Here is an 11,049-nt window from a genome sequence, read left to right as displayed (position 1 = left end):
TAAATCTAACCGATTGTAATCTCACTTTTATTAAATAACGATTGGTAATTGTTAGCAGTTATTTCACATAACTCTTCATAGGAGATATGGTGTAAATCAGCGACAAACTGCCCTACTTCTTTAACATAAGCAGGTTGATTGGTTTTGCCACGATAAGGCACTGGCGCTAAATAAGGCGAGTCTGTCTCAATTAAAAGCCTATCCAGTGGGATCTGACGGCAGACCTCTCTTAACTCTTCAGCATTTTTAAAAGTCACAATACCCGAGAATGAGATATAGAAATCCAGTTCTAATGCTGCTTCAGCCATTTCAAGACTTTCAGTAAAACAATGGAGAACTCCGCCGCACTCCTGCGCTCTTTCTTCGCGCAAAATATCAATCGTATCCTGGCGAGCATCTCGCGTGTGAACAATGACTGGCAAACGGGCTTGTCGAGCGGCCCGAATGTGCTTTCGAAAACTTTCTTGTTGTAACTTATGATTCTCTGGATCTTTATTATAGAAATAATCCAACCCAGTTTCACCGATAGCAACCACTTTAGGATGTTTCGACTTTTCCACCAGCAAATCAACATCAGCTTCGGATACAGCATCATAAAGTGGATGAATGCCAACTGAGCAAGAAATATCTTCGTTTGCTTCTGCAATCACTCGAACATCATCGAACTTATCAATGGTGATGCCAACGCATAGCATATGCTTAACGCCACGCTCGCGCGCGAAGTCTAAAGCTTTATTGAGGTCATTATCGTATGCACCCAGATCAAGTCGATCCAGGTGGCAGTGTGAATCTATTAGCATAAGAAATTTATAGGTGAGATGGGTTACATCGTGTGAGTAGGTTTTTCGGAGTCTAGACGACCAGCTAGCAAGTTTTCAATTTTGTTTTTTGTTTGACCATTATCTTGATCGCTGAATTGAATTCCAATACCGGCGCGCTTGTTACCTTGCGAGCCAATTGGCGTGATCCAAACAACTTTACCAGCAATTGGTAATTTTTCTGGCTCATCAATAATGGCAAGAAGCATAAAGACATCGTCGCCCAAGTTATATTCTTTATTGGTTTGAATAAAGATACCGCCATTCTCCAGGAACGGCATATAGGCTTTGTAGAGATCTTCTTTGTCTTCGACATGAATGGTTAATATGCCGGGACCTGTTCTTTCTATCCGCATCGGGTAACTGCCTTAATCGTGAAAGTCTTAATAACCATTAACCAGTTTCTAAAATTATTAATCTAACGGTTTGTATTTACTGGCAATTTGGGTGACAAAAATCAACAAGCTTTGCCACGATGCCATTAGATTAACGGGACTTTTTTGCTTAATCAACCGTTGAAGCTCATTTATTTTCTCCAACAACAACAACCAACCCTGACCATTAATGGCCTTTGCAAGCCCTTCGAGCTCCTGTTTTTGCTGCATAAACAGCAAATCAGCCTCTTTGTTAGCTTGCTGAAGCAGTAGAATATCACGCACCATCAGTTGCATCCAAAACACTGCGTCCGCTAATTCTTCATGCCAAAACTGGGCCATTTCTATTGGACTACCCTTGCCGGCCACTAAATCATTGATTTGAACGATGAACTCGGCATATTTCAGTGTATCACCATTAACCCCAAAGTCTTCAGCTTTATATGGTGCTTGCGGAAACAGGTTTATTGCAGCCTCAAGAGCTTGGGTCATATTGCCCTGCCGCTCAATCAACCATGCTTTGACCTCTTCCGAGCCATCAACACTCAGTGATAATAACTGAGCACGACTGCGAATAGTCAGTGGAACACCTTGCAGTTGCGAGGTTTGCAGAATGAGTAAAGTATTATCTTGCGGCTCTTCCAGAGTTTTAAGCAATGCATTGAATGAGCTAGCATTCATGGCCTGAACATTAGTGATATTGGCCACTTTCCAACCACCCTGATGCGATGATTCCTGCATTGCGGTTATCAATTCACGCACCTGACCTACCGAAATTTGTGTTTTGTCCTGCTCAATATCCAGCAAATGGTAATCGGGATGGTGACCAGCCTCGAACAAGAAGCAGCTTTTACACTCACCACAGGCTTCATCCTGCCGATTAAGGCATAACAACCACTCGGCTAATGACTGCGCAAAGTTTTCGCGCCCAATGCCTTCTGGGCCCATTAACAAAATTGCATGTGGTAATGAACCCTGCTGGAACTGATCCTGTACACGCTTAAAACGACCTTGGTTCCATACTTCAATGGATGTCATGAGCCAGTAACCTGCTGCTGGTAGAAATGGATAAGTACTTGCTCGATCTGCTGTTGAACCTTTTCAAGACTACCGCGCGCATCAACAATCTTCATTCGTTCAGGCTCTTGTTGTGCAATCTGTAAATAGCCTTGGCGCACCTGCTCAAAGAACTCGACTTTTTCTTCTTCAAAGCGGTCAATTGGACCACGCTCTTGCGCACGCGATAAGCCAACTTCAACGGGTAAGTCCAACAGTATCGTTAAATCAGGTTTAAAACCTTCCAGCACCCATTGATCAAGTTCTGACAGTTTATTTAAGCCAAGCGCTCTGCCCGCACCTTGATAGGCAAAACTGGCATCACTAAAGCGGTCGCATAGTACCCACTGCCTCTGCTCAAGCGCTGGTTTGATTTTTTGGCTGACATGCTGAGCCCGCGCTGCATACATCAACAAGAGCTCGCTTTTCGCATCAACCTGCTCTTCCCGTTGGGATAGAAGCAGCTCGCGGATCTCTTCCGCGAAAGGTGTGCCGCCTGGCTCACGCGTATGCAGTAGCGAAATGTTCTTCGCTTCAAACCACGCTTTGATAAAGGCAATGTTGGTCGACTTACCGACACCTTCAGTGCCTTCAATGGTTATAAATTTTCCTCTGCTCTGAGTCGTCATCCTAACCAACCGCTATCGATTCAATTGATATTTACGAACAGCACGATTGTGCTCTTCCAACGTTTTACTGAAATGGTGGCTACCATCGCCTTTGGCAACAAAATATAAAGTATCGCCAGGCTTAGGATTCATTGCCGCATGAATCGCTTCGCGGCCAACCATCGCAATCGGGGTTGGTGGCAAGCCACGATGCACATAAGTATTCCAAGGGTGCGGACTGCGAATATCTTCGCGACGAATATTGCCGTCAAACTCCGGTAGTAAGCCATAGATTATTGTTGGATCGGTTTGCAGTCGCATATTCTTTGCCAGCCGACGCACAAAGACGCCCGATATTTCGGGTCGCTCCGCCGGTACAGCGGTTTCTTTTTCGATAATAGAGGCCATGATTAACGCTTCATACTGGGCTTCATAAGGCAGGCTATCAGCTCTCTTTGACCATTCTTCATCCAGTACTGTTTGCAGACGACTATGCGCACGTCTAAGAACATCTAAATCCGAATCGCCTTTAATAAATTGATAAGTATCCGCGTAAAACATGCCTTCTGGATGTTGCTGTCCAACAAACTGCATTGTGTCAAAAATAGCATCGTATTCCTGACTGTAATCTATTTCATGAGTTAAATCTGTGTTGAGCTCTAATGCGATTAACAACTCATAAATATTAGATCCTTCAATAACCGAAAACTGATACTTGATAACATCGCCCGCAACCAGCTTTTGCAACACATCCACTGCCGTCATATCCGATGTGATCGCATAGTTGCCTGCTTTTATTGGGCGTAACTCAGGTTTAAGTTTAAGTAGCAGCTGGTAGTAATAGAACTGCTGGATATTGCCGTCTTGTTGCCACTGACGCCCCAGACTATAGGCACTGGTGCCCTTTTCAACATCAAGTTCTTGCTCAATCCCTAGCGGCTGCTGAATAAACTCCTGAAAGCCATTCCATAAATACCAGGTGACACCTGAAAAGATAAGAACAATCAGAATAAAGAAGGTCAATATTGGTTTTTTCATTAATACTCTTTAGATCAATTATTGTAGTAAGAATTATTATGCATCACTCTCTGAACGCAGCCTGCCGATAGCTTTGAGCCAGCTCCTGCCAGTCAGGATAAAGCTCAAACTTGGTTGAGCCAACGACAACTACGGGAATAATACCGACTATTGCATTAGATACCAAGCAGTAGCTAGCTGAAGCCATATCTTTGTGGCTTATATCCGCCTCTACAAAGTTAGACTGTTCATTTAATAACCAGCGCCTTACCGTACCATTAACCCCAGCCTGACTCAGTTTCGGTGTCTTCCACTGCTCATTAATATAAAAATAGATATTAGATTTAGTACCACAGATAACCTTGTCATCCAGACTCATAATACCATCGAAACAGTCCTGCGGGACCTCCTGAGCAGCCAGCACTTCAGCCAAACGATTGCAATGCTTAACACCCGCCAAAGCAGGATGAATCATGGGAGGAGTTGAGCAAATAGATAAATGGACTCCCGCATCGTAGGCATTAGCTGCCTTAATTGCAGACCAGCTCATGATACGTTGAAGCTCTGGAGAGGCAGGAACTTTATAACCTCGAACGCCCGAGCCGCGGCTAATCGTCAGCCGCACAACACCGTCGGCAGATTGCGAAACTGCCGATTGCTCTTTAACGAAAGCCAACAACTCCGCTTTAATCGTTTTTAAGTCTAGCGACGGGAAACCAAGCCTTTCTGTACTAAACACCAACCGTTCACTATGCAAAGCCCAATGCTCGACTCGGCGATCAGTTACTTTAATCGTCGTGAAAAATGCATCACCATACAGCAAGCCACGATCAGATACGGCAAGCTCCCCACAGGGCACGCCATTCACCCAGGTATGCTCAGTCTGTTGGATATTATGTTTAGAATTCATCACAGCATTCTAATGCAAAAATAAACAAGTTACAGCGCAAATTAATAGCATTTATTTAAAAGCCAGAAAGCAAAAAGGCTCTCGAGTGAGAGCCTTTGGGTAAGTCTAATAAACTTCTATATCTTACTAAACACCAATGAACCATTAGTGCCGCCAAAACCAAATGAATTACACAAGGTATGTTCAATGTTAGCCTGACGTGCAGTATGCGGTACATAATCCAAATCACAACCTTCGCTTGGGTTATCAAGATTCACAGTTGGCGGTGCCACCTGATCTTGAATCGCCAGTATGCTGAAGATCGCTTCAACAGCGCCAGCAGCTCCTAATAAGTGTCCAGTCATGGATTTAGTTGAACTGACCATAACTTTACGCGCCGCATCACCAAATACTGTTTTAACAGCATTAGTCTCTGCTAAGTCACCAGCAGGAGTAGAAGTACCGTGCGCATTAATGTACTGAATGTCTTCTGGGTTTAGACCTGCATCATTCAGTGCATTTTGCATCGAGCTAGCCGCACCTTCGCCATCTGCTGGTGGCGAAGTAATATGGAAGGCATCGCCACTCATTCCAAAACCAGTAAGCTCCGCATATATCTTGGCACCCCGCGCTTTGGCATGCTCATATTCTTCAACCACCATAACGCCAGCACCATCACCCATCACAAAACCGTCACGGTCTTTGTCCCAGGGGCGCGAAGCCGCATGAGGGTCATCATTACGAGTAGAAAGTGCTTTGGCCGCAGCAAAGCCGCCAAGAGAGACTGGGGTTGAACCTTTTTCTGCGCCACCGGCTAACATTGCATCAGCATCACCATAGGCAATCATACGCGCTGCGTGACCGATAGAGTGCACACCCGTCGTACAAGCAGTGACGATAGAAATATTAGGGCCTTTCAAACCATATTTAATCGACAAATGGCCTGAAATCATATTGATAATGGAACCAGGAATGAAGAAAGGAGATATCCGACGTGGCCCACGCTCATGATTCAAAATAGTGGTTTCTTCAATGGTTGTCATGCCACCAATACCCGCACCGACACAGGCACCAATACGACTAGCATTCTGCTCAGTGATTTCTAAACCAGAATCTTCCCAGGCTTGCGCACCAGCGACAATACCGTATTGGATAAAAATATCCATTTTGCGAGCATCTTTTTTGGCCAATATTGGCTCAGCATCAAAGTTTTTAACCGAGCAGACAAATCGGGTGCTTAAATTGCTAGCATCAAAGTCCTCGATCATATTAGCACCACTTTTCGATGCCAAAATGCCGTCCCATGAATCTTTAATGTTGTTACCAAGCGGGCTTAGCATGCCTAAGCCGGTAACTACAACTCTACGTTTACTCAAGGAAATTACCTCTCGTTCAGTATTCAGTTATCAGCTCTCCATAAGCCATCTAGTTCGAAAACTTATCAGAGCATTTCTTCAGCCACTGTCTGGGTTTGTACCCAATTTCTTATCTTATAAAAACACAAATGGGTAAAATACTTTCGTATTTTACCCATTTTGTATTCGCTAACTATTACGAATAAATTGCAGACGAGTTAAATTACGCGTCAACATTCGCCTTAATGTAGTCAATAGCGGCTTGAACTGTGTTGATTTTCTCAGCTTCTTCGTCTGGAATCTCAGTATCAAACTCTTCTTCAAGAGCCATTACCAATTCAACGGTATCCAATGAATCCGCACCTAAATCATCAACAAAAGAAGCTTCAGCAGTAACTTCTTCTTCTTTAACACCTAATTGCTCAACAACGATGTTTTTTACACGCTCTTCGATAGTACTCATCTGTTTTAAATCCTCTTGTATATCACAGTATTATACTGCGACGGTAGTTTAGTTAACTCCAGCAAACTTGCAAGTTTAAATTCACTTTTTTAGCAAAGGTCAGACCTGCATCAAGTTTTGCATAATAGCAGAATTGGCCGGCATTTTAATATGACAAACCATGAATTTAAAGCGGTTATCGACCCAGTCGGCCAATATAGGCCACTGAATAGAACAACCGTTTAAATCATATGCATGCCACCATTGACGTTAATCGTTTCGCCCGTAATGTATCCAGCATCGTCAGAAGCCAGGAAGTATACAGCACTGGCAATCTCTTCTGGCTGGCCCAGACGCGCCATCGGAATCTGGTCAAACATGGCCTGCTTTTGGTCGTCATTAAGCGCTTTGGTCATGTCAGTATCAATAAAGCCTGGTGCCACCACATTGACTGTGATGCCACGTGAACCTACTTCGCGGGCCAATGATTTAGAGAAACCAATCAATCCAGCTTTAGCCGCTGAATAGTTTGCTTGTCCGGCATTGCCCATAGTACCGACCACAGAACCGATAGTAATAATACGGCCCCACCTTGATTTCATCATGCTACGCAAACAGGCTTTTGACAGACGGAAAATTGAGGTCAGGTTGGTGTTGAGAATACTTTCCCACTCCTCATCCTTCATGCGCATTAGAAGGTTGTCACGCGTGATACCGGCATTATTGACTAGAATATCTGGAGTACGACCATATTCACCCTTAATGGCGTCTAGAACGCTTTCGATGCTTTCTGGATCGGTCACGTTAAGCGCCATACCAGTGCCATTCAGACCAGCAGCTTTAAAGTTTTCAGTAATTTTTTCAGCACCGCTTTCGGAGGTTGCAGTACCAATAACCGTTGCGCCCGATTGGGCTAAACGGTGAGCAATAGCTTGGCCAATACCACGACTGGCGCCTGTTACTAAAGCAATTTTGTCATTCAAACTCATGTGTATTTCCTTTCTAATGTATTCTATTTTGTCAGCAGAACTTCATTCTACAATCAGGCTGAAAGTGCTGCTTCAAATTTATCCAAGCTGGCTAATGGCGCAGCGTTTAGCTCGCGATCAATACGCTTGGCTAAACCACACAACACATTGCCGGGTCCACATTCTAGCAAGTTGATTGCATCTTCCGCCTTTAATTTCTGAACGGTCTCTGTCCAGCGCACAGGATTGTACAGCTGACGAATCAAGGCATCCTTGATCGCTTTTGGTTCGGTTTCAATCGCTACATCCACGTTATTGATCACAGGAATGGTCGGCGCACTGATATTAATGCTTTCAAGCATGTGAGCAAGCTTATCGGCCGCAGGACGCATTAACGCACAATGCGAAGGAACGCTGACAGGAAGTGGCAAGGCACGCTTAGCACCAGCAGTTTTGCAGGCTTCCATAGCACGCTCAACAGCATCAGCGCTACCAGCAATCACAACCTGACCTGGAGAATTATAATTAACAGCTTCAACCACTTCGTCTTGTGCTGCCAAAGCGCAAGCATCACGAACTTTTTCATCATCCAGTCCAATGATAGCGGCCATCTTGCCAGTACCGGCCGGAACGGCTAACTGCATAAACTGACCACGTGCTTCTACCAATTTTACGGCATCCGCTAGCTCGATAACGCCAGCAGCGACTAAAGCACTGTACTCGCCCAAGCTATGACCCGCCAGGAATGCAGGCTTAGTGCCGCCTTCCTGCTGCCACAAACGCCATAAAGCAACGCTGGCCGTTAATAAAGCTGGCTGAGTGAACTCAGTCTGGTTCAACTTACCCTCTTCATCCTTTTGTACCAGCTGCCAAAGGTCGTAACCCAAAGCTTCCGAAGCCTCAGCGAAAGTGTGTTCAATGACTGGGTATTTGTCAGCGATATCGGCAAGCATACCCACCGCCTGCGAACCCTGACCTGGAAAGATAAATGCTGTTTTACTCATAATTAAATCTTTTTATTCAATTGGTTATCTGATTTATTTAAAGCTGATTCTGATTAGAATCAGCAGCGAATCATGTGTTTAAATGATTTAAAGCACCGCTTTAAGATCAAGAGCGGTACCCCTATGGCAGAATCTGCGTCACGACGCACCCTACCGCTCCATTTGAGGTATTTACCAAACTTTGAAGCCAGTAGCTAAGATGAGACAAGGCATTTGATGATATAAAGTGAGGAGTTTAGTACTCTTAATTGACGAACTTTAAATCAGCAAATAACGCAGTATCATCGACGATAATGGCTTCAAACCTAATATTTAATTAGAGCGGAGCCCCACGTAAACCCACCCCCAAAACTCTCCAACAAGCAAACATCGCCACGCTTAATGCGACCATCTTCAATCGCTTCACACATAGCCAGTGGAATCGAAGCGCTGGATGTATTGCCGTGACGATCAACTGCCACCACAACTTTATCCATTGAAGCGCCGAGCTTTTTAGCTGTCGCCTGGATAATACGGATATTTGCTTGATGCGGAATCAGCCAATCAATATCTTTTTTCTGCATATTGTTAGCTGCGAGGGTTTCATCAACAATCTGACTTAATGTTTTGACGGCAACTTTAAACACTTCATTGCCGCGCATAACAATTTGTGGCTCTGGGAATTCGCCTAGCTGCCCTCTTAGACCATTGTTGCAGTATAAGAGATCACCATAGCCACCATCTGCATGGATATGGGTCGACAAGATACCGGGCTCATCGCTGCCAGTTACTACAGCTGCGCCAGCACCATCACCGAAAATGACACAGGTTGAACGATCATCCCAGTTCACCAGACGCGATAACACTTCTGTACCAACTACCAAGACGTTCTTGCGGTGGCCAGTTTTAATAAATTGGTCGGCGATGCTTAAGCCATAAACAAAACCTGGGCAGGCGGTTGTGATATCAAATGCTGGTACGCCACCAATGCCTAATGCATGACCAATATAACAGGCGACACTGGGAAACATTTTGTCTGGCGTAGCAGTACCGACAACAATCATATCGATATCTTTTGCTTCGAGACCTGAATTGGCAATGGCTTTCTTTGCCGCTTCAAATCCTAAATCAGAGGCTGACTGATCATCGGCAGCAATATGGCGTTTTTTAATACCGGTACGCTCTGTGATCCACGCATCAGTAGTATCAACCATTTTCTCTAGATCGGCGTTCGTTAAAACCTTTTCCGGCAAGTAGCTGCCCATACCAAGAATTTTTGAATATTTCACACTTACTACCCTTTAATCATTCACCGGATATTTATCTACAAACGACTCATTTACTGACTTTGTGAGAAAAAATCCACTGAGTATCTACAAATTTTATTAACCACCCACACACTTCAATAAATTAACGCTCTATGGGTAACACCAGGTGGCTTACTTTATTTTGGATTTCCTGAGGAACTTGACGCTCAATCTCAGAAATCGCTTTATTTATCGCGCACAACGTCGCTTTGATATCAGCAGAACCGTGACTCTTGATCACAATTTCGCGTAATCCTAACAGACTTGCCCCATTATACTGGTCGGGGTTGATGCGCTTTTGGAAACTTTTTAAGACGGGTTTAACCATCGCCGCAATCAGCTTGCTCCGCCAATTGCGAGTAAATTCAACCTTCAGCTGATCATACAGGAAACGGGTAATGCCTTCACAGGCTTTCAAAACATTATTACCGGTAAAGCCATCACAAACTATAACATCAACATCGCCGTCAAAAATCTGATTGGCTTCGATGTAACCGACATAATTAATTTCAGTTTGTTTGCTCAAGATATCACCGGCCAGTTTGATACTGTCGCGGCCTTTGGATTGCTCTTCGCCAATATTCAGTAAAGCTACTTTAGGATTGTCGATACCATCAACCGCCTGGCACAAAACATGGCCCATCATGGCAAAACCCGTCAACTGCTCCGCGCTGGCATCAATATTAGCGCCAAGATCCAGCATATGACTCACAGTGCCTTTCTTATTTGGAAGCTCTACAACAATCGCTGGCCGATCGACGCCAGGCAAAGTGCCAATCAAAATAGTCGCCAAAGCCATCAAAGCGCCTGTGTTACCGGCACTCACGCAGGCATCGGCCACATTATCGCAAACAAGCTGCAAGCTGACGCGCATGCTGGAATCGGATTTATTTCGAATGGCCTGAGATGGCTTTTCATCCATAGCAATAACTTCGGACGCATGCTGAATACGCAAACGGTTACCGAAAATATCAAAGGCTTGAGGATTGAGTTGAGAAACCTGTTGTTTGACCTGTTCTTGATGGCCAACCAGGTAAATAGTGATATCGGAATGAATTTCCAGCGCTTTTAAAGCCGCTGGAATAATAACTGAGGGGCCATAATCGCCCCCCATACAATCTATTGCTAGAGTTTTAGTCACGGTAACAGGTCAACATAAATCGGTTGTTAACAGTAAACTTATCATTGTTTTAGCCAGCATTGAAACCAGCATTTAATAATAAAGTGTTTCG

12 protein-coding genes are annotated in these 11,049 nt (G+C 44.4%); all 12 read right to left on the bottom strand.

Annotation, left to right across the window (positions count from 1 at the left end; translation table 11 throughout):
• Positions 1–5: 5 nt before the first annotated feature.
• The gene (locus tag KKOR_RS06020) at positions 6–800 is read right to left on the bottom strand and encodes a TatD family hydrolase (RefSeq protein ID WP_012801129.1); all 795 of its coding nucleotides are present in this window, start codon (positions 798–800) and stop codon (positions 6–8) included.
• Between the two features lie 23 nt (positions 801–823).
• Complete coding sequence (locus KKOR_RS06015) at positions 824–1,174, bottom strand: PilZ domain-containing protein (protein WP_012801128.1); 351 nt, start codon at positions 1,172–1,174, stop codon at positions 824–826.
• A gap of 57 nt (positions 1,175–1,231) precedes the next feature.
• Positions 1,232–2,230, bottom strand: a complete 999-nt coding sequence (gene holB / locus KKOR_RS06010; protein ID WP_012801127.1) for a DNA polymerase III subunit delta' — start codon at positions 2,228–2,230, stop codon at positions 1,232–1,234.
• Complete coding sequence (tmk, locus tag KKOR_RS06005) at positions 2,227–2,877, bottom strand: dTMP kinase (protein ID WP_012801126.1); 651 nt, start codon at positions 2,875–2,877, stop codon at positions 2,227–2,229. The genes holB and tmk overlap by 4 nt, the downstream gene beginning before the upstream one ends.
• Positions 2,878–2,889: 12 nt before the next feature.
• The gene (gene mltG, locus KKOR_RS06000; RefSeq protein WP_012801125.1) at positions 2,890–3,894 is read right to left on the bottom strand and encodes an endolytic transglycosylase MltG; all 1,005 of its coding nucleotides are present in this window, start codon (positions 3,892–3,894) and stop codon (positions 2,890–2,892) included.
• A 43-nt stretch (positions 3,895–3,937) separates the two neighbouring features.
• Positions 3,938–4,783, bottom strand: a complete 846-nt coding sequence (gene pabC / locus KKOR_RS05995; protein WP_012801124.1) for an aminodeoxychorismate lyase — start codon at positions 4,781–4,783, stop codon at positions 3,938–3,940.
• 116 nt (positions 4,784–4,899) lie between these two features.
• A complete protein-coding gene (fabF, locus tag KKOR_RS05990; RefSeq protein WP_012801123.1) occupies positions 4,900–6,138 on the bottom strand; it encodes a beta-ketoacyl-ACP synthase II in 1,239 nt (412 codons plus the stop codon).
• A 202-nt stretch (positions 6,139–6,340) separates the two neighbouring features.
• Positions 6,341–6,580, bottom strand: coding sequence for an acyl carrier protein (gene acpP, locus KKOR_RS05985; RefSeq protein ID WP_012801122.1), 240 nt, complete (start codon positions 6,578–6,580; stop codon positions 6,341–6,343).
• Between the two features lie 221 nt (positions 6,581–6,801).
• On the bottom strand, positions 6,802–7,548 hold the full coding sequence (fabG, locus tag KKOR_RS05980) for a 3-oxoacyl-ACP reductase FabG (protein WP_012801121.1): 747 nt from the start codon (positions 7,546–7,548) through the stop codon (positions 6,802–6,804).
• Between the two features lie 53 nt (positions 7,549–7,601).
• Entirely contained in the window at positions 7,602–8,531 is a 930-nt protein-coding gene (gene fabD / locus KKOR_RS05975) for an ACP S-malonyltransferase (RefSeq protein WP_012801120.1), read from the bottom strand.
• A 305-nt stretch (positions 8,532–8,836) separates the two neighbouring features.
• On the bottom strand, positions 8,837–9,799 hold the full coding sequence (locus KKOR_RS05970) for a beta-ketoacyl-ACP synthase III (RefSeq protein ID WP_012801119.1): 963 nt from the start codon (positions 9,797–9,799) through the stop codon (positions 8,837–8,839).
• Between the two features lie 121 nt (positions 9,800–9,920).
• A complete protein-coding gene (plsX, locus tag KKOR_RS05965) occupies positions 9,921–10,958 on the bottom strand; it encodes a phosphate acyltransferase PlsX (protein ID WP_012801118.1) in 1,038 nt (345 codons plus the stop codon).
• Positions 10,959–11,049: the final 91 nt, after the last annotated feature.

This window comes from Kangiella koreensis DSM 16069 (assembly GCF_000024085.1).
GTDB classification, from domain to species: Bacteria; Pseudomonadota; Gammaproteobacteria; order Enterobacterales; family Kangiellaceae; genus Kangiella; species Kangiella koreensis.
This window is presented reverse-complemented; position numbering and strand designations above follow the sequence as displayed.